The organism is Salirhabdus euzebyi (assembly GCF_014207435.1).
GTDB classification, from domain to species: Bacteria; Bacillota; Bacilli; order Bacillales; family Alkalibacillaceae; genus Salirhabdus; species Salirhabdus euzebyi.
The window spans coordinates 24,953-44,839 of the sequence record NZ_JACHGH010000013.1; the positions used below are offsets into that span (position 1 = coordinate 24,953).

General features: G+C 37.1%; 18 protein-coding genes, 2 tRNA genes and 2 riboswitches. Of the genes, 17 read left to right on the forward strand and 3 right to left on the reverse strand.

What is annotated here, in order from left to right:
* Position 1 precedes the first annotated feature (1 nt).
* From HNQ94_RS16570 to HNQ94_RS16610, 9 genes are all read left to right on the forward strand, one after another.
* Entirely contained in the window at positions 2 to 1,267 is a 1,266-nt protein-coding gene (locus tag HNQ94_RS16570; protein WP_174497306.1) for a DUF58 domain-containing protein, read from the forward strand.
* The gene (locus tag HNQ94_RS16575) at positions 1,267 to 3,471 is read left to right on the forward strand and encodes a DUF4129 domain-containing transglutaminase family protein (protein WP_174497305.1); all 2,205 of its coding nucleotides are present in this window, start codon (positions 1,267 to 1,269) and stop codon (positions 3,469 to 3,471) included. The genes HNQ94_RS16570 and HNQ94_RS16575 overlap by 1 nt, the downstream gene beginning before the upstream one ends.
* A gap of 39 nt (positions 3,472 to 3,510) precedes the next feature.
* A riboswitch (purine riboswitch) is annotated at positions 3,511 to 3,610 on the forward strand.
* A 126-nt stretch (positions 3,611 to 3,736) separates the two neighbouring features.
* A complete protein-coding gene (guaA, locus tag HNQ94_RS16580; protein ID WP_174497304.1) occupies positions 3,737 to 5,278 on the forward strand; it encodes a glutamine-hydrolyzing GMP synthase in 1,542 nt (513 codons plus the stop codon).
* 86 nt (positions 5,279 to 5,364) lie between these two features.
* A riboswitch (purine riboswitch) is annotated at positions 5,365 to 5,466 on the forward strand.
* A gap of 138 nt (positions 5,467 to 5,604) precedes the next feature.
* A complete protein-coding gene (locus HNQ94_RS16585; RefSeq protein ID WP_174497303.1) occupies positions 5,605 to 6,921 on the forward strand; it encodes an NCS2 family permease in 1,317 nt (438 codons plus the stop codon).
* A gap of 298 nt (positions 6,922 to 7,219) precedes the next feature.
* Positions 7,220 to 8,200 (forward strand): nuclease-related domain-containing protein, encoded by a 981-nt coding sequence (locus HNQ94_RS16590; protein ID WP_246200049.1) that lies wholly within the window; start codon positions 7,220 to 7,222, stop codon positions 8,198 to 8,200.
* 58 nt (positions 8,201 to 8,258) lie between these two features.
* Positions 8,259 to 8,834, forward strand: coding sequence for a sigma-70 family RNA polymerase sigma factor (locus HNQ94_RS16595; protein WP_246200045.1), 576 nt, complete (start codon positions 8,259 to 8,261; stop codon positions 8,832 to 8,834).
* On the forward strand, positions 8,821 to 9,948 hold the full coding sequence (locus tag HNQ94_RS16600; protein WP_174497301.1) for a hypothetical protein: 1,128 nt from the start codon (positions 8,821 to 8,823) through the stop codon (positions 9,946 to 9,948). Before HNQ94_RS16595 ends, HNQ94_RS16600 begins: the two co-directional genes overlap by 14 nt.
* Positions 9,949 to 10,076: 128 nt before the next feature.
* A tRNA-Ile gene (locus HNQ94_RS16605) sits at positions 10,077 to 10,153 on the forward strand.
* 8 nt (positions 10,154 to 10,161) lie between these two features.
* A tRNA-Ala gene (locus HNQ94_RS16610) sits at positions 10,162 to 10,234 on the forward strand.
* Between the two features lie 104 nt (positions 10,235 to 10,338).
* Here HNQ94_RS16610 and HNQ94_RS16615 read toward each other — a convergent pair.
* Positions 10,339 to 10,770 (reverse strand): Hsp20/alpha crystallin family protein, encoded by a 432-nt coding sequence (locus HNQ94_RS16615; RefSeq protein ID WP_174497300.1) that lies wholly within the window; start codon positions 10,768 to 10,770, stop codon positions 10,339 to 10,341.
* Positions 10,771 to 10,875: 105 nt separating this feature from the next.
* On the opposite strand from HNQ94_RS16615, the gene HNQ94_RS16620 reads away from it, so the two are divergent.
* Genes HNQ94_RS16620 through HNQ94_RS16635 form a run of 4 tightly spaced genes read left to right on the forward strand, consistent with a single transcriptional unit; the run spans position 10,876 to position 13,448 of the window.
* Entirely contained in the window at positions 10,876 to 11,448 is a 573-nt protein-coding gene (locus tag HNQ94_RS16620; RefSeq protein WP_174497299.1) for a DUF2179 domain-containing protein, read from the forward strand.
* Entirely contained in the window at positions 11,438 to 11,644 is a 207-nt protein-coding gene (locus HNQ94_RS16625) for an NETI motif-containing protein (RefSeq protein WP_174497298.1), read from the forward strand. The genes HNQ94_RS16620 and HNQ94_RS16625 overlap by 11 nt, the downstream gene beginning before the upstream one ends.
* Before the next feature lie 19 nt (positions 11,645 to 11,663).
* Complete coding sequence (purB, locus tag HNQ94_RS16630) at positions 11,664 to 12,956, forward strand: adenylosuccinate lyase (protein WP_174497297.1); 1,293 nt, start codon at positions 11,664 to 11,666, stop codon at positions 12,954 to 12,956.
* A 21-nt stretch (positions 12,957 to 12,977) separates the two neighbouring features.
* On the forward strand, positions 12,978 to 13,448 hold the full coding sequence (locus HNQ94_RS16635) for a DinB family protein (RefSeq protein WP_174497296.1): 471 nt from the start codon (positions 12,978 to 12,980) through the stop codon (positions 13,446 to 13,448).
* A gap of 74 nt (positions 13,449 to 13,522) precedes the next feature.
* Here HNQ94_RS16635 and HNQ94_RS16640 read toward each other — a convergent pair whose 3' ends face one another.
* Complete coding sequence (locus HNQ94_RS16640) at positions 13,523 to 13,807, reverse strand: YgaP family membrane protein (protein ID WP_174497295.1); 285 nt, start codon at positions 13,805 to 13,807, stop codon at positions 13,523 to 13,525.
* A 75-nt stretch (positions 13,808 to 13,882) separates the two neighbouring features.
* On the opposite strand from HNQ94_RS16640, the gene HNQ94_RS16645 reads away from it, so the two are divergent.
* Genes HNQ94_RS16645 through HNQ94_RS16655 form a run of 3 tightly spaced genes read left to right on the forward strand, consistent with a single transcriptional unit; the run spans position 13,883 to position 17,057 of the window.
* Positions 13,883 to 15,625, forward strand: coding sequence for an adenine deaminase C-terminal domain-containing protein (locus HNQ94_RS16645; protein ID WP_174497294.1), 1,743 nt, complete (start codon positions 13,883 to 13,885; stop codon positions 15,623 to 15,625).
* A gap of 46 nt (positions 15,626 to 15,671) precedes the next feature.
* Complete coding sequence (locus tag HNQ94_RS16650) at positions 15,672 to 16,739, forward strand: DUF3048 domain-containing protein (protein WP_246200044.1); 1,068 nt, start codon at positions 15,672 to 15,674, stop codon at positions 16,737 to 16,739.
* A gap of 18 nt (positions 16,740 to 16,757) precedes the next feature.
* The gene (locus HNQ94_RS16655) at positions 16,758 to 17,057 is read left to right on the forward strand and encodes a YerC/YecD family TrpR-related protein (protein WP_174497293.1); all 300 of its coding nucleotides are present in this window, start codon (positions 16,758 to 16,760) and stop codon (positions 17,055 to 17,057) included.
* Positions 17,058 to 17,357: 300 nt separating this feature from the next.
* On the opposite strand, the gene HNQ94_RS16660 is transcribed toward HNQ94_RS16655, so the two are convergent.
* Positions 17,358 to 18,743: a glycine--tRNA ligase gene (locus HNQ94_RS16660; RefSeq protein WP_174497292.1), complete on the reverse strand. Its 1,386-nt coding sequence runs from the start codon at positions 18,741 to 18,743 to the stop codon at positions 17,358 to 17,360.
* 445 nt (positions 18,744 to 19,188) lie between these two features.
* On the opposite strand from HNQ94_RS16660, the gene pcrB reads away from it, so the two are divergent.
* Positions 19,189 to 19,878 carry a heptaprenylglyceryl phosphate synthase gene (gene pcrB / locus HNQ94_RS16665; protein WP_174497291.1) on the forward strand — a complete coding sequence of 230 codons (690 nt, stop codon included), beginning with the start codon at positions 19,189 to 19,191 and terminating at the stop codon, positions 19,876 to 19,878.
* Positions 19,879 to 19,887 lie beyond the last annotated feature (9 nt).

Sequence of the window (19,887 nt, forward strand, 5' to 3'; positions counted from 1 at the left end):
AATGAAAAAAAGTTTACAGTTCGTCACAAAACTATTTTTAATCTTTCTCTCTACTGGTGTGCTTTTTTCCTATGCAATGTTTCAAGGAGGGTTTGTTAGTTGGTTTCTATTTTTCGGAGCCCTTCCTATTCTTATCTATATGGCCTTACTATTAATCTATCCAATTTCTAGATTGAAGTTAGAAAGAAGGATTTCCCAAAATATAGTGGAAGCTGGTAATTCAATCAAAGTAGAAATCAGGTTTAAAAGAGATAGTTTCTTTCCGCTATATTACTGCATTATTGAGGATATAATGCCCGATTCAATGGATTGGCGAGATACAAAATATAGTAAGTATAATTTTTTATCCAAGCCAAGCATGTTAAAAGAAAAGCAAGGGGCAAAAAAGGTTATCTTTCCTTGGTTTAAAAGTACTTTCTCTTTTGAATACCGGCTAAAGGATATTCCACGAGGGGAACATCTCATCCAAAATATTAGAGTGAGTACTGGTGACTTTACTGGTCTGATTCGAAAAGACTATGTATTTCAAGTAGAAAGTAAGTTATTTGTCTATCCAGCAGAAAGAAAACTCACGTTACGGAAAAATGCAGAGAGTTTTGAAGAAGGCGCTGCATCTTCCTTTAATCGTACTTTAAAAAATACGACAGTCGTTTCTGGTGTGAGAGAGTATGCACCAGGTGATAGAGTTTCATGGATTGATTGGAAAGCAAGTGCTAGAAAGAATACGATGATGACAAAAGAATTTGAACAAGAAAAAAGCTTCGACATGCTTGTACTTTTTGATGGAACCTTACATGAAAAAATGAACTGGTTGGCTTTTGAAGGCTCGGTTGAAGTCGGGCTTTCCCTTGTTAAAGCGCTGAGGGATGATTCAGCTAGGCTTATCTTTTCCTCATTAGGAGCAGAGAGACGTGTCTTTACCCTCAATCAAGATCATTTGAGTAAAGAAAAAATTAGGAATCATTTAACAAAAATAACACCACTTCCTTCTTTACCATTCTCACAAATGATAAAACAAGAGGTGGGAAAGCTTCCGCAAGGGTTTTTGTTTATGGTCGTCACAACATCTTTGTCAGTAGATTTATATGAAACATTGTTACAGCTGAGACAGAGAAGTCCGAGGATTGTATTGTTTTTTGTGCATGCCGAAAGGGCTATTACCTCAGTTGAACGGGATTGGTTCAAGCTGTTAAAAAATAATGGTATTATTGTCAATCAATTGACAGAAGAGAAATTAACCAAGCAAAGTTTCGAGGTGAACGCATAATGCGTTTAAATTCAGAACAAAATCATATCATGTTAAACGCTGTGATTTATATTTGTAGTTTCTTGTTATTTTGGGAATGGTTAAGACCGTTACAGGAAATAACGGATACAGGAAGTGTCTTCATCTTTATTGTTTACACTGCTTTCTGTTTTTTCCTTTCTTATATGCAACTACAATGGTGGATTACATCTCCTCTAAAGTTAATCGGCCTACTTTTTATTCTAGATGGGCTATTCATTCAAGAAGGCTTTCTTTCCAAAGCCTGGATTGATTATTTAGTAGCAGATCTTGGCTTGAATATCCAAGCAATAGTTTCTCAACAATGGTGGGAAATGACAGCTTTATTCCGTTCTCTCTTATTTTTAATACTACTCTGGTTAATGAGCTATTTACTCTACTATTGGTTTGTTATTGCAAAAAGAACACTTTTCTTCGTCGTCCTAACTTTTATTTATATAACCGTAATTGACACATTTACCGTATACGATGGTAAGTATGCCGTTATGAGAGCCTTTTTGTTGTCGATGGTTGTTTTAGGTCTAACGAGTTTTCAACGTTTGTTAGTTCAAGAAAAAATATTCCGTCTACCAAAAGAAAGGTATTTTTCTTGGCTATTTCCACTTATCTTTTTTGTCGTGTTTTCTAGTTTCATAGGATTCATTGCACCAAAATTTAGTCCACAATGGCCAGACCCTGTACCATTTATTAAAAGTACTGCTGAGGGTGTGTCAGGACAAGGTTCAGGTCCAGGCATTAGGAAAGTAGGATACGGGGAAAATGACGAGCAATTAGGTGGGGCTTTTGTTCAGGATGAAACGCTCGTGTTTACTGCTGCAGTCGATGATGCCCAGTACTGGAAAGTAGAAACAAAGGACCTATACACTGGGAAGGGTTGGATTCGTTCCGAAGAAGGGACGTTTGTTGTAAACGAAAATGGAACAGTCGTTTTGAAAGACTTTGTAGATACTGTTGAAGTCGAGCAAAAAAATGCAAAAATTGCTTTTAATGATCAAGAGTTACTTCCTAAAATAGTCTATCCTTATGGATTAACAAATGTAGATATACAGGATCCTATTCAGTTACACCATTTTAAGTTTAATACAGAATCTGGAGAAGTTTTCACCGAATTAATCAGTAGTGGGAATACTATCCGAGTAACCAATTATAGTGTTGAATTTGACCAACCTACTTTTTCATTAAAGGCATTAAGGGAAGGCCATCAAGATGATCCTTTAGATATACAGCAAAAGTACACGCAATTACCTGAATCGTTGCCACAGCGAGTAAGGGACTTGGCTGTAGAAATTGTTGAAGGGGAAGAAAATCGTTATGATATGGCAAAAGCTATTGAAAGCTATTTAAATGTACCTTCAAGATTTAAATACGAAACGGATCGAGTTGCTGTTCCGACTGGAGAGGAAGACTATGTTGATCAATTCTTATTTGAAACACAAGTCGGATATTGTGATAACTTTTCTACCTCAATGGTTGTCCTGCTTCGATCTTTAGATATACCAGCTAGGTGGGTAAAAGGATTTGGACCTGGGGAAGAAGTGGAAGGTCCGAATGGTGAAACCGGGTATGAAGTGACTAATTCGAATGCCCACTCATGGGTAGAGGTTTATTTTCCGGAAATCGGTTGGGTGCCTTTCGAGCCTACACCAGGATTTTTTAATCCTACTGATTTCACATCAGGTGTAGACATAGAGGACCTGTTAAATAGTGAAGATCCGGAAGAAGATATTCCGGTTAGTGAGATGGAGAAGCCTGAGTTAACAGAAGAAGACGAAACTGGTTCTGCTAAATCAGGTAGTGGAGACTCCTTTTTATCCAAGGTTAATTGGAAGTTAATGGGGTTAATAGGAATTTTCCTTGTATTAGTAGGTTACTATGTTTACCGTAAACGTTACTTATGGCTAACATGGATTAAACTACGCCAATATAAGAATAAATCCGATGTTGAGACCTTCATAAAGGCATATAAATTCTTATTAGCACTATTAGCTAGTAGAGGAATGAAGTTAAAATCCGATCAAACTTTGCGAGAGTTTGCTTATCAAATTGATCGTTATATGCAAACAAATGATATGAGAAGACTCACACACCATTATGAGCTCATTTTGTATCGTGGGGACCAAGAAAATGGTCAGTGGAAGCAAATGAATGAATTGTGGGAAAAATTAATTAAAAAGATAATGTCTTGACCAACCTTACACGTGTTGATAGAATAACAACATCAAAATCATAGAAGTTATGTTATCCTTCATATATGCTCGATAGTATGGTTCGAGCGTTTCTACCGGACACCAAAAAGATCCGACTATGAAGGCAGATTAGGTATATAGGTTAAGATATACTGGGTTTCTGCCTATCTCGGGCAGAAGCCTTTTTTTATATTTGAAGAAGGTTTAACGTTGTTAAAAGTGTAAGTATAGCAGTTGATTAGAAAACTAGCAGGAGGTATTAGGGATGGGACAAGTAAAGAGTGATATGATCTTAGTGCTAGACTTCGGAAGCCAGTACAACCAATTAATAACGAGAAGAATTCGTGAAATGGGTGTGTATAGTGAACTTCATTCACACAAAATTTCACTGGAAGAAGTAAAAGCGTTTAATCCAAAAGGAATTATTCTTTCTGGTGGTCCAAATAGTGTTTATGCCGAAAATAGTTTCCGATGTGACCCGGAAATTTTTAATCTAAATATTCCTGTATTAGGCATTTGCTACGGAATGCAATTAATGGTAGATCAATTTGGTGGAACAGTAGAGCGTGCTCATGAAAGAGAATATGGGAAAGCGACTATTGACCTAAGCGATACGACTGGGCTTTTTGGAAATTTACCTTCAACTCAAACGGTATGGATGAGCCACAGTGATAAAGTAATCGGTACACCAGATGGTTTTGTTGTTGATGCTACTAGTGCTTCTTGTCCTATTGCTGCTATTAGTAACAAACAAAAAGGATATTATGGGGTTCAGTTCCATCCAGAAGTTCGCCATTCTGAATACGGAAATGACTTGTTAAAGAATTTTATTTTTGATATTTGTTCTTGTGAAAAGAATTGGACAATGGAAAACTTCATCGAAATGGAAATTGGGAAAATTCAACAACTTGTAGGTGATCGTAAAGTTTTGTGTGCTCTAAGTGGTGGAGTAGATTCATCTGTTGTGGCAGCCCTTATTCATAAAGCAATTGGTGATAAACTAACTTGTATCTTTGTTGACCATGGTTTATTGAGGAAAAACGAAGCCGAAAGCGTAATGAATACATTCCGTGATAGATTCCAAATGAATGTGATTAAAGTAGATGCAAAAGATCGTTTCTTAAATAAGTTAGCAGGCGTATCGGATCCTGAACAAAAACGAAAAATTATCGGTAATGAATTTATATACGTATTTGATGATGAAGCGGAAAAATTAAAAGATATCGAGTTTTTAGCACAAGGTACGCTATATACAGATATCATTGAGAGCGGAACGGATACTGCCCAGACGATTAAATCTCACCATAACGTTGGTGGATTACCTGAAGATATGCAGTTTGAATTAATTGAACCGTTAAACACGCTGTTTAAAGACGAAGTAAGAGAGCTAGGTTTAGAGCTAGGGTTACCTGAAGAAATTGTGTGGCGACAACCATTTCCAGGACCAGGTTTAGCTATTAGAATTTTAGGAGAAGTGTCTGAAGATAAGCTGCATATCGTCCGTGAGTCAGATGCTATTTTACGTGATGAAATTAAGAAGGCTGGTTTAGATCGTGCCATTTGGCAATACTTCACGGTGCTCCCAAATATTAAAAGTGTTGGGGTAATGGGCGATGCCAGAACTTATGATCATACGATTGCAATCCGTGCGGTAACTTCCATTGATGGAATGACTTCAGATTGGGCTCGTATCCCATTGGATGTATTAGAAAAAATTTCAACTAGAATTGTCAATGAGGTCGAGCACATTAATCGAGTTGTTTATGATATTACGAGTAAACCACCTGCAACAATCGAATGGGAATAAAAGCGAACATTAATCAACAAAATCTTACAAAATATTCGCTTTTATATTGACATATGTATGTTAACGGGTTACTATTTAAATGAAAATAAAAAGAATAAATACACCGTCGTATAATTTTGGGGATAAGGCCCATGAGTTTCTACCGGACTACCGTAAATGGTCTGACTACGAGGTGATTGCATATACTTTATTTTGTTTTTTCGTATGCAATTCCTTCTGTATGTTACGTAGACACTCATAGCCTAATGGCCATGAGTGTTTATTTTGTTTTTGGGGAAAAAGTTTAGTATTCCAAAACGGTGTTGAAAAAAAGGGAGGATTTACTTGTGAAAAAGTATTTTCAATTTGATCAGCTTGGTACAAATTATCGCACAGAGAGTATTGCTGGTTTAACAACGTTCTTATCTATGGCTTATATTTTATTCGTAAACCCAAATATTTTAACTCTAGCAGACGTACCTGATCTACCAAACAGAATGGATGCAGGAGCAGTATTTACAGCTACGGCTTTAGCGGCTGCAGTTGGTACATTAATCATGGGAATTTTGGCTAAATACCCAATTGCCCTTGCACCAGGTATGGGATTAAATGCATTTTTTGCTTACACAGTTGTTTTAACTTGGCAGATTCCTTGGGAAACAGCTTTAGCAGGTGTTTTAGCTTCTGGACTAATCTTTGTCATTTTAACTATTTCTGGCTTACGTGAAAAAATTATTAATGCAATTCCGGCTCAACTTAAATTAGCGGTAGGTGCTGGTATCGGTTTATTTATCGCCTTTATCGGTTTGAAAAATGCTGGAATCGTAGTAGCTGACCCAGCAACTTTAGTTAAATTAGGTGATATGACGAAACCTACTACATTACTAGCAGTGTTCGGGATCGTTGCTACCGTTATTTTCCTAGTAAGAGGATTCAAAGGTGGAATTTTCTACGGAATGATTTTAACAGCTATCGCTGGTATGGTGTTTGGATTAATTGATGCACCAGACAAAATTGTAGATAGCGTTCCAAGCATCGCGCCTACATTCGGGCAAGCTTTTGCACATTTTGGTGATATCTTTACATGGCAAATTCTAGTGGTCATTTTAACGTTCCTATTCGTAGATTTCTTTGATACTGCTGGAACATTAGTTGCAGTAGCTAACCAAGCTGGATTTATGAAAGATAATAAATTACCACGCGCAGGCAAAGCACTATTTGCTGACTCTGCTGCAACAGTTACTGGTGCGGTATTTGGTACATCTACTACTACTTCTTATATCGAGTCTAGCTCTGGTGTAGCAGCAGGTGGACGTACAGGTTTTGCTTCAATCGTAACTGCAGGTTTATTCTTGCTAGCATTATTCTTCTCACCACTTCTAGGAGTTGTTACTTCTGAAGTAACAGCAGCTGCTCTTATTATTGTCGGTGTCTTAATGGCATCAAGTTTAAGACATATTGAGTGGGACAAATTTGAAATTGCTGTACCTGCATTCTTAACAGTTATCGCAATGCCGTTAACATACAGCATCGCAACAGGGATCGCAATGGGCTTCATTTTCTACCCAATCACGATGCTAATTAAAGGTCGCACAAAAGAGATCCATCCAATTATGATTTTCCTATTCATCGTGTTTGTAGGTTATCTATTCTTCTTACATTAAGCAAAGATGTTGTCCCCAGCTCAAATGTCGAGCTGGGGTTTTGTTTGGAGTTTGGATAGGTCTTTATACCTAAGTTGCCGGATAGAATAAAAAAGTGGCAGGATATATAGAAAAAGTGGCGTGATAAGATGGCGATTTGGCGTGATAAGCTCCTTAAGTGGCGGGATTAACCGCAAAAGTCGCTGAATTCGAAAAAATGATCAATAAATCAATGGAGTTTATTTCTTGGTTGTAGGTATTTTTCCTCTTTTGTCGAAAGGTACTATAGAAAACAAAATATAGAGGTGATTTGTTGACTATGGAACCAATTTTTGTTCAAAAATTAAGAGCACTTCTTTCACGCTTACCTCTTAACCATCCAGTTCGAGAGAAAGTAGAAAGTGATCTCGGAAAAAGAGTGGCTGGTTATAAGGGAGAGCAGTCATTACATTATTACTTAAGCTTTCTCCCTGAAAAGGAATTCCACATTTTATATGACCTCAGATTATCTTTTAACAACCACTTTTTCCAAATTGATGTCTTGCTCCTATCAAAACGTTTTTTTCTTATTCTAGAAGTAAAAAATATGGCTGGCACGTTATTATTTGATGATAGATTTAATCAAGTAATACGAATAAAAGATGGTGAGGAAGAACCATTTCAAGACCCTCTTCAACAAGTTAAGCATCAGCAATTTCAGTTTTTAAATTGGCTAAAACGGAAACATATAGAACCAGCGCCAGTAGAAGCACTTGTTTTAATTGTAAATAGGAATGCAATATTAAAGACAATGGATGAAAAATCTAAATATGTAGAAAAAGTTCTTCACAGTACAATGCTTCTTCCTAAAATAGATAACTTTAAAAAACTCTATAAGGATTTTCATCTAACAGATAAAGATATAAAAAAAATAAAAAAATTACTCCTCAAAAACAACACTCCTTATAATCCGGACGTTTTACAGCTTTATAATTTGTCAAAAACAGATCTTTTATCAGGCGTCCGTTGTCCCAATTGTTCCTATCTTCCAATGGATCGAGTATATGGAAAATGGATATGCAGAGATTGTGATACTTCAGCAAAAGGTGCTCATCTTAACGCTCTGTTAGATTATTCTCTACTCTGCAGGTCAACCATTTCAAACCAAGAGGTTAGATCATTTTTACATATTTCCTCTCCTTCCGTAGCCCAAAAATTACTACAATCTTTAAATACCCCTCAAACAGGTACGACGATTAACCGTACTTATAAACTACCCCTACAGCACCTTTACTCACTTATAAAGAAATCCCCATGCTAAAATAAATATATAAAAAAACGGGACTTTTTCAAGTTTCAATCGTCTTAAAGGAAAAGGAATGAAAGTTGGTGGTGGAATGATGGATCCACTTGATTCGCTAGGGGAAGAGAATATTAAACAGTGGCCAAAAGAAGCAGCCATTGAATATGTAATAGATCATTATGGTGAGATAGTGAAGCGAATCATTTTTACTTATCTCAAAAATCATGCGCAAACGGATGATATATTTCAGGAGTTCCTCATTACTGTTTATCAAAAGCTAGATACCTTTAAGGGAGAGGCAAAATTAAAATCTTGGTTGTGTAGGATAGCGATAAATAAGTGTAAGGATTATTTACGCTCTCCTCTCCATCGGCTCATTCTTTTAAAGGATCAAATTCAGGTGAGCAACTCTGAAAAGTCTGCCGAACAAATTTCCATTGAGGAAGAGAACAGACAACATATAGTCAATGCTATATTCCAGCTTCCTATTAAATATCGTGAAATATTTGTGCTTAGATATTACCAGTCTCTTAGTATCCAAGAAATTAGCGAGTGGCTTGAGATGAATGAGTCTACTGTTAAAACAAGGTTGGCGCGTGGTAAGAAGAAGCTTGAAACGAGACTAGGGGGTGAAGGTTTTGCCGACATCTAATCAAAATAACAACTTGAAAAAGTCTTTTGATCGTTATATTGGAGTAGAACCTTTAGTAAAATCTACCGATAAAGAAAAATTTCATGACTGGCTACAGCATAAGAAGAAAAAGCCTACTCGGCATATGATTCCTAGATTAGCTACTGCATTGTTAGTAGTGTTGTTAGTCGGGGCAATGTATTTATTAAACCAAACTATTGAACAACCTAATCAGGTTGAGAACCCTCCTGTGGTCGAAAATATAAGGGTACCTTTTGAAAAAGTGGAAGAAAAAATCAATCAAATTATGTCTACTTATACAGTTGGAATGACTAAAGAAGAAGTAACTGCTTTATTTGGGGAAGGAATTCCTTATGAAGGACAGTCTGAATTAGATGGTCAGCCATACGAAGCAATAGAATATCAATTTTTTGGTGAACGGGATGGCGATGACTTGTTGCATCCGTTTATGGATGGGGAGGAACCTTATATAAATGGGGAAATTGGCTTAAATTTTAATATTATATGGTATGAAAATGACCGTAGTTTCGCATTTATCAATTATTTGGATGAACAAAATGAGTACACGAGAATCCAATTTGGTTCAGATGGTCAAATACACAAAGATAATGAATTTTTAGGAAATGCCTTATACCAATTAGATGCTACGGAATATTTTGTTGAATCCATTGCTACAGCGTTAGGGAAAGATGCTAAAGCGGTAACAGAAGAGGACTTACTTCGAATAGAGGCACTTACATTAAAACCATCCTCCTCTGTGTACCACGCAAATTATATGGAACAGGATCATAATTATTTTAAAAAGATGGAGAACCTTACATCATTAGCCATGACAGATATGCAACTTCCAATAGAAGTGGTCGTCCATTTTAAAAATTTAACAACTTTAACGTATGATAATTCAGGCGTTTTAGCAAAATTGGAGGAGCTTAATAAGTTAGAGAGTCTAGAAGAAATTATATTAAAAGAAATATATAATCAACCATTAGATATTTCGGTACTTGCCGAATCCAATAGTATTAGAACTATTAAAGTGGATGATTTAGAGACAGTTGTGGGTGTGGAGAAATTGGAGGAAGCAGGAATCACGGTTGAGGAAATAGGTGCAGAATAAAGAGTATCCCCTTGAAAATTTCATTTTCAAGGGGATATTTCTCTGTTAATATCTACTAATCTCCCAAAAACGGTTGACCAATTCGTTAAAAGCTGATATATTCTAAAAGTCGTTGTAAGTATTGGTGGGGGCCTGTAGCTCAGCTGGTTAGAGCGCACGCCTGATAAGCGTGAGGTCGGTGGTTCGAGTCCACTCAGGCCCACCATATGTTATGGGGCCTTAGCTCAGCTGGGAGAGCGCCTGCCTTGCACGCAGGAGGTCAGCGGTTCGATCCCGCTAGGCTCCATTTAAAAGAATGTCCAGAAGGCAATTAAATGCTTTCTGGATTTTTTGTTTTTCCCTTACTAAAATAGAAAAAATCTAATGGAATGACTGGGAAATGGAGAAAATCTATTTATCCCTAATTCGTATTGGGACTCTATTTTTGTTAGACTCTTTAGTAATGAGTCGATAAAGAGTGATGAAGAGTAAACCGTTTTGATATGTTCCATCGATTTTGTCGCTTCTTACAGGAAAGGGTAAATCCAGTTTGCGATCAAAGGATCCTTGTAAAATTTCTTCTTTTACTACTTGGCGAGAAGGATTTTGTACGCTAATAATCCCGCGTACTTCGAGTGTGGCATAGTCTACAATGACATCAATACTTTTTGAATCTTTCAAACCGGGTATATTAAAGATACAAGTAACTTCATTATCACCTTGGTACATGTTAACTTGCGGGATTTGAGGTTTTAAAATTCCCTCAAATTCACCCCAAAAATTCTCGCCAAAAAAATGGTCCATATTTTTTTTCCAGTCCTGCATATTTTTAAATGGGTCCATTTTAATCCTCCCCTAATGTTTCTTGTTGCATTATTTTATGCAGGAATTGGGCGGGAGGTGACTTGGATGGAGGGTGAACTGGCATAAATAAGAGGAGGCAGAAAGATGTTAGAGAATGCCGTTATGATGGTTTTGATTATTTTAAGTATTAATGTTGTGTATGTATCCCTTTTTACGATAAGGATGATTCTTACTTTAAAAGGACAACGATACCAAGCAGCTTTTTTAAGTACATTTGAAGTAGTAATTTATGTTGTCGGGTTAGGCTTAGTATTAGATAATTTAAATGAGATCCAAAACTTGGTTGCTTATGCAATTGGGTACGGTCTAGGTGTTATTTCCGGTATGAAAATTGAGGAAAAACTTGCGCTCGGTTATATTACCGTTAATGTGATCAGCTCGAATCCAGATATTCAGTTTACGAAGCAGCTACGGGATAAAGGTTACGGTGTGACAAGTTGGTTTGCCTATGGAATGGATGGAGATCGTCTGTCCATGCAAATCTTGACGCCTCGAAAATATGAACTGAGTTTATATAAAACAATTCAAGAACTTGATCCGAAAGCTTTCATTATTGCATATGAACCAAAGACTATTCACGGAGGTTTCTGGGTGAAGAAAGTCAAGAAGGGTAAGTTGTTTAAGAAAAAAGATGGTGGTGGTGAGCATGTCGAATAAGCCAAAAAAGAAAAAGTTTTATGTGGAAGATGATGAAACGATAGAGGCTTGTTTAAACCGAATAGAAAAAGATGGATATCAAGCAGTTAAAAGATTAGAAAAACCTATATTTAAAGAAGTAAAAAAAGGTAATAAAATAGATGTGGAACCTGCTGGTAGAGAAATTATTTTTGAAGCTAGGCTACTGGAGCAATAGATAACAGGAGGAAACCTTGATGATTGAACGTTATACACGACCTGAAATGGGTGCAATATGGACAGAGGAAAATAAGTGGAACGCTTGGCTAGAGGTTGAAATATTAGCTTGCGAGGCCTGGAGTGAGCTCGGTATTATCCCAAAAGAAGATGTGGAGGTCATGCGGAAAAAAGCATCTTTTAATATGGACCGAATCCGCGAAATTGAAGAAGAAACAAGACATGATGTCGTTGCTTTTACTCGAGCTGTTTCCGAGTCTTTAGGGGATGAAAAAAAGTGGGTACACTACGGTTTAACGTCAACGGATGTAGTCGATACAGCGCAATCCTATTTGCTTAGACAAGCTAATGAATTGATTGAAGAGAGAATCGTTCATTTTGTGGAAGTGCTAGCTCAAAAAGCGAAAGAACATAAAAATACCGTTATGATGGGAAGAACCCATGGCGTTCATGCGGAGCCGACCACATTTGGCTTAAAAATGGCTTTATGGTATGAGGAAATGAAGCGTAACCTGGAACGATTCCGTCAAGCTAGAAAAAATATTGAGGTTGGTAAAATTTCTGGAGCGGTTGGGACCTATGCAAATATTGATCCATACGTTGAGGAGTATGTTTGTGAACGTTTAGGATTAACTGCTGCTCCTGTATCAACGCAAACGCTACAGAGAGATCGTCATGCCCATTACATATCTGTTCTTTCGTTAATTGCGACATCAATTGAAAAATTTGCTGTAGAAATTAGAGGGCTTCAAAAAACCGAAACGAGAGAAGTGGAGGAGTTTTTTGCAAAGGGACAAAAAGGGTCCTCTGCTATGCCGCATAAACGTAACCCGATAGGTTCTGAGAACATGACTGGCCTTGCACGTGTAGTTAGAGGGTATATGTTAACAGCATATGAGAACGTTCCTTTATGGCACGAGAGGGATATATCCCATTCATCAGCGGAACGAATTATTCTTCCTGATTCTACAATTGCCGTTCACTATATGTTAAATCGTTTCTCGAATATCGTGAAAAATTTAACTGTTTTTCCGGAGAACATGCAAAAAAACATGGAAAAAACATTTGGATTAATTTTTTCACAACGAATATTGCTAGCTTTAATTGATAAAGGAATGGCACGGGAAAAAGCGTATGATTTAGTCCAACCTAAAGCAATGGAAGCTTGGGAAAAAGGAATTTCTTTTCAAACTCTTGTAGAGGAAGAAAAAGAAATTACGAATTCTCTTTCCAAAGAAGAGCTTCAAGCTTGTTTTGACTATACGTACCACTTGAAAAATGTAGATCGTATCTTTGAAAAGATCGGATTGTAACCGTGTATAGGAGAGAGTAGGATGAGGATTTATTGTAAAAGTGCTTTTCATCAAATCGATGTTGCAGTCACATCCATCATAAAAATGATGGAAAGATTAACGGACAGTGATTTAGAAAGTCGACCAACACGAGGAAAACATTCAATTGGGGAACTATTAGAGCATATTGCTATTATTTGTGAAGCGGATATCCTCATTTCTAACGAGGCAACACAAGATGAAATGAATGCTTATTATGCAAACGTTCATTTGAAAAATCTCGACGAAATAAAAAGTGCGATACGTCAAAATCAACAACGTTTACAAGACAAGTATCAGTCCTATTCAGAGGAAGAAATTCTTCAGAAAACAACTTCTTATTGGGGTGTGACCTATACTCGTTTTGAGTGGTTGTTGGAAATTGTAGCCCACCTCTACCATCATAGAGGACAATTACATGCTATGCTTGTTCATTGTTTAAAAAACGATCCCAAGGTGGCTCTATTCGAATAATAAATAGGTTGGTTTAGCTTGACGACCATGCAAAAAAGCTTGTATCAACTGGAAAATTTGATACAAGCTTTTTACTATTCTTCCTCTTTTGTTTCTGTAGAGGTCTGATTAGTTTGGTTAGGAGAAACAGCAGCTAAATTTGTTGCTTCTTTTACGACATTTGATCGGTCAATCATATCCGTTACCGGACAATAGCGAACAATTCCCTCAGCAACTTTCATTGCTGATAACATAATAATGATAGAATTGCTCTCTCTTTCTGGTCTTTTTATTAGTCTTGCTACTCCATAACATAAAAAGGTTAGCCCACACGTAATTCGAATTAACGCATTTAAAATGCCAATATTTTGTTTTATCAATCTTTATCCTTCCCTTCAAAGCATTAATGTATTAAAATTTTACATAGAGACAGATTTAAAGAGGTGGGACTTATCATGAGTGAGTATAACTATCGCTGGCGTAATCGACAGTTACGTGAGCATGTTTCTGTTATAGATGGCCAAAAAACACCTTCAATGGTGCTTGAGAATGCAACTTACTTAAACGTTTATTTGAAAAAATGGGTAAAGGCAAACATATGGATACACGAAGATCGTATTGTTTATGTTGGTGATAAAATGCCTGATACGATTTCTTCTGAATGCATTATTGACTGTGAATCGAATTATTTAGTTCCAGGTTATATAGAGCCACACGCACACCCTTTTCAATTATATAATCCCCATAGCTTAGCACAATATGCATCACAATCAGGTACAACGGTTTTTATAAATGATAATCTTATGTACCTTTATTTAATGAATAAAAAGAAAGCGTTTTCTTTAATGGATGAACTTGATCAATTGCCTGTTTCTTTATATTGGTGGGCTCGTTTTGACTCGCAATCTTCTTTGCAGGATGATGAAGCATTCGTGAAAAATGCCGATATCCTCTCGTGGTTAAATCACGATAATGTCATCCAAGGTGGAGAATTAACATCGTGGCCGAGTTTGCTCCATGGTGATGATCGCATGCTTCATTGGATTCAAGAGGCGAAAAGATTACGTAAGCCTGTGGAAGGGCATTTTCCAGGTGCCTCAGTGGAGACACTAACGAGAATGAAACTTTTAGGAGCTGATAGTGATCATGAGGCCATAACAGGGGAAGAGGTGTATCGCAGGCTTTTATTAGGCTATCGTGTTGCACTTAGACAATCCTCTATTAGACCTGATTTACGAAATCTATTAAAAGAACTGAAAGACTATGATTTACAGTCTTATGATAATTTGATGATGACAACAGATGGTTCTTCTCCTGCCTTTTATGAAGGTGGGATTATGAATAAGTGTATTGAAATTGCTATTGAAGAAGGGGTACCCGAAATCGAAGCCTATTCGATGGCAACTTATAATGCGGCTAAACATTTCGGTATAGATCATCTAGTTGGAAGTATTGGACCTGGACGTATTGCGCATATCAACTTTTTAGCGGCAAAAGATAATCCAAATCCAGTATCCGTTTTGGCAAAAGGAAAGTGGATTAAATTTGAAGAAGAAGTGAAGCAAAAAGATTTGTCCATTAATCTGGAAAAGTATGGTCTAACTCCTCTGCAATTTAATTGGGATCTAGAAGATACAGATTTTCGTTTTTTTGTTCCAGTAGGATTAGAAATGTACAATGACGTTATTATGAAACCATTTACGATCACAGATGGATTGCAAAAAAATGAAATTAGCAAAGATAATGACGATTCTTTTCTCATTTTAATTGATCGAAATGGGGAGTGGCGAATTGCAACTTTATTACGTAAATTCACCAAATCGTTAGGTGGGCTAGTAAGCTCTTATTCCAATACGGGAGATATAACCTTAATTGGAAAGTGTAAGTCCGACATCCGTCTAGCGTTTGAAAGAATGAAGGAGTTAGGTGGCGGAATAGTTATTGCGGACCAAGGAAAAATAGTGTTCGAGCTGCCTTTACAGCTTGCGGGAATGTTATCTAATGAAAAAATGGAAACGCTAATTCAGAAGCAAAAAAAGCTTTCCCAAATTGTAAAAGAACATGGTTATGGATTTGAAGATCCTATATATACATTACTCTTCTTATCTTCGGTTCATTTACCGTATATTAGGATTACACCAAAAGGAATTATAGATGTTAAAAAGAAAGAGGTACTCTTTCCCTCGATTATGCGTTAAAATATAAACGTATTAAAGTTTAACAGAATTAAAGGTGGGGATACTTTTGAATAAAGCAAAATGGCTACCATTGATGTTAATACTAATGATGATCGTACTTGCAGCATGTAAAGATGAAGAAGCCTCCAATGATACTGAGGAGAAAAACCAACCAGAACCAGTAGAAGAACCAGTAGAAGTTCCAGAAGAACCCGAACCAAAAAATACATACCCGCTGACAGGAATTAAAACAGATGATCCAGTGAATAACAGGATCGTTGGTGTCATGGTAAATAATCATTCAGCAGCACGTCCGCAGTCTGGTTTATCCCAGGCCGATATCGTATATGAAATACTGGCAGAAGGTGCAATTACAAGATTCGTTGCATTTTTCCAAAGTGAAACGCCAGAAGTTGTAGGCCCTGTTAGAAGTGCAAGGGAATATTATGCCGACATTGCACAAGGAATGGACGCGATTTACGTATATCATGGAGCGGCAACCCATATTGAACAGCTCATTATCAATAAAGGTGTCGACCTATTAAGTGGGGCAATTTATGATAATGATCAATTTTTATTTAAACGAGAAGATTTCCGCGTTGCACCACATAATTCCTATTTAATCTACCCGAATCTATATGAAGTAGCTGAAGGTAAGGGATTAGCGGTTGAAAAAGAACATGAACCACTTCCTTTCTTAACAGAAGAAGAGGTTACTCAAGTAGATGGGGAACCTGCAACGAAAGTACACCTCGTTTACCGGGAGGACGTAGAAGAAGTTACGTATGAATACGATGAAACAAAAGGACAATACATTCGGTTTAGTGATGGGGAGAAAACAGTCGAGTTAGAATCAGAAGAGCCCATACTGTTAGATAATATCTTTATTGTTGAAACAGGACATGAAGTGATTGACTCTTCTCACCGTAGAGCAATTGACCTAACTTCAGGTGGTAAAGGATATTTAATCCGAAAAGGGATTGTCGAAGAAGTAGAGTGGAAAAATGTAGATGGAAAAATTTTACCTTTTAAAGATGGGCAACCAGCTAAACTAGTCCCAGGTAAAACATGGGTGAATATCATGCCAACTTCACCAGGAATTAGTGAATCTGTTCAATTTAATGAAGGGCAATAAGCGAGGAGGATCTGCATTATGCAAATCGATAAATTACGTGGAAAAGAACTTGATCAGTTATTTAATGCCATTTTAGCACTAGAGGATATTGAGGAATGCTACCGCCTTTTTGATGATTTGGCAACTGTTAACGAAATCCAATCGTTAGCTCAACGCCTTGAAGTAGCACGTATGTTAAGAGAAGGCTTTACGTATCATAAAATCGAATCCCAAACAGGCGCTTCAACAGCAACTATTTCCAGAGTAAAAAGATGCCTAAACTACGGTAACGATGCCTATGAAATGGTATTAGATCGGGTTTATAAAGAAGAAGAATAAGGCCAAATGAGCTCAGCTTATTTAATAAGCTGAGCTTTTTATATTAGAAGAGGGACAGGATTAGAGATCCGGGGCCGTAATTGCATGGTTTTCGTCACAAATTAAAGGGTCGGGAACGATAATAGCAAGTGAGCTGGCAGAAATTAAAGATTCGTGAGCGATAATTGCAAGTGAGCTGGCAGAAATTAAAGGTTCGCGCATTTTTATTGCGCTAAACTTGCATAACAAACGAAGAACCAAACAATAGAAGTGAAAAAAAGGGTTTTAAGCACCGATTGCTTAAAACCCTTTTACTCCTAATTAAAAAGTAATTTTTTCATCCAAAAATGCTTTTAAATCTGCGATAGACATGCGTTTTTGTTCCATTGTATCGCGGTCACGAACAGTTACTTGTTTATCTTCTAAGGAATCAAAGTCGAACGTGATGCAATATGGTGTACCGATTTCATCATGACGACGGTATCTCTTCCCGATAGAACCAGATTCGTCATAGTCTACCATGAAGTGTTTAGAAAGTTCCGTGTACACTTTTTGTGCATCGTCGGAAAGTTTCTTAGATAATGGGAAGATCGCAGCTTTATAAGGTGCAAGAGCTGGGTGGAAACGCATAACTGTTCTTGTCGTGCCATCCTCAAGTTCTTCTTCTTCATACGCATCAGCTAAGAAAGAAAGAGCGAGACGATCAGCACCTAAAGCTGGTTCAATTACATATGGGATATAGCGTTCGTTGTTGTTTTCTTGATCGATGTATTGAAAATCCTCACCAGAATGCTCAGCATGCTGGGTTAGGTCAAAATTAGTTCGAGAAGCTACTCCCCAAAGCTCGCCCCAACCAAATGGGAATTTATATTCTAAGTCAGTTGTTGCGTTACTATAGTGGGAGAGTTCGTCATCGTTATGGTCACGACGACGCACATTTTCTTCTTTTAAACCGAGTGAAGTTAACCAGTTATGACAGAAATCCAACCAATATTGATGCCACTTCATTTCTGTTCCTGGTTTACAGAAAAATTCCATTTCCATTTGTTCAAATTCACGTGTACGGAAAATAAAGTTACCCGGTGTAATTTCGTTACGGAAACTTTTCCCTATTTGTGCGATACCAAATGGGAGCTTCTTACGCATCGAACGTTGCACATTTTTGAAATTAACGAAAATACCTTGTGCTGTTTCTGGACGTAAGAAAATTTCATCAGAAGAATCTTCTGTTACCCCTTGGAATGTTTTAAACATTAAGTTAAATTGACGAATATCCGTGAAGTTTTTTGCTCCACATTCTGTACAAACAATATCATTTTCTGCAACCATTTTACCCATTTCTTCAAAAGGAAGACCATCAACTACAATTTCTTCTCCTTTTTCGGCAAAGTAGTCTTCAATGAGCTTATCAGCGCGATGTCTAGCTTTACACTCTTTACAATCCATCATCGGGTCATTGAAGTTTCCTAAATGTCCAGATGCTTCCCATGTTTTTGGGTTCATTAAAATTGCCGCATCTAACCCTACATTATAAGGAGATTCTTGAACAAACTTTTTCCACCAAGCATCCTTTAAGTTTCTTTTTAATTCAACACCTAATGGGCCGTAATCCCAAGTATTTGCTAGGCCTCCATAAATTTCAGAGCCTTGAAAAACAAAACCTCTGTGCTTCGCATGATTCACAATACTTTCCATGTTTTTCGCCATGTAATTTTTCCTCCTTATGAGTTGATTTATAGGAACAAATGTTCTATAATTTATTCTATAAAACTGCTATAAACCTAAAAAACTCCCGTCTCTAGGCCTAAGCCCAGGGACGAGAGTTGTCTCCCGCGGTTCCACCCTGATTGATACAGAACTGTTTCTGTATCCACTTCAAGTAAATGCACTCAGAATTGCCGTTTCTCTAAATCATTCCCTAGGCTTTCACCATCCCTAGTTCGCTTTTTTGGAAGAGAATTTAGATACTATTTATCCGTCATCGTACATGGAATAACATATTTGATTATTAATATTAGCATACTCCAATTTATGTCACAAGTTTCCTACATATTTTATTTTCCATTTTTTTAAAGGTTTCAATCAATGGTATGATTTTTGATATAATGATGGGGTGGAAAAGGATGTTCGTTTTTAATTGGAGGATAGTAGGATGTACGATATTAAAAAGTGGAATCATATTTTTAAACTAGATCCAAATAAAGAAATTTCCGATGAAGACCTAGAAAAAGTTTGTGAATCAGGTACAGATGCAATTATTGTCGGAGGTACGGACGATATTACATTAGACAATGTACTGCATTTATTAGCGCGTGTTAGGCGTTTTTCTGTCCCGTGTGTATTAGAAATTTCGAATATAGAGTCGGTTACACCTGGATTTGATTTTTATTTCATTCCTTCTGTTTTAAACAGTTCGGACAAGCAATGGTTTATGGAATTGCATCACCAAGCTGTTAAGGAATTTGGACATATGATGGACTGGGATGAAATGTTCATGGAGGGCTATTGTATGTTGAATCCAGATTCGAAAGCATTTCAACATACAAAAGCTACAATGCCTACTACACAGGATGTATTGGCATATGCCCTCATGGTGGAAAAAATGTTCCGTTTTCCGATTTTCTATATGGAGTATAGCGGTGTATACGGAGACCCAGGCCTAGTAGAAAAAGTAAGCCATACACTAGACAATACTTTACTTGTTTATGGCGGGGGAATTGAAGGGCCGGACCAAGCGAAGGAAATGGCCCAGTTTGCGGACATTATCGTAGTGGGTAATGCAATTTACGATAATATAAAAATAGCATTAAAAACAGTGAAAGCTGTTAAAAATAGAGGATAGGTGGGGAAC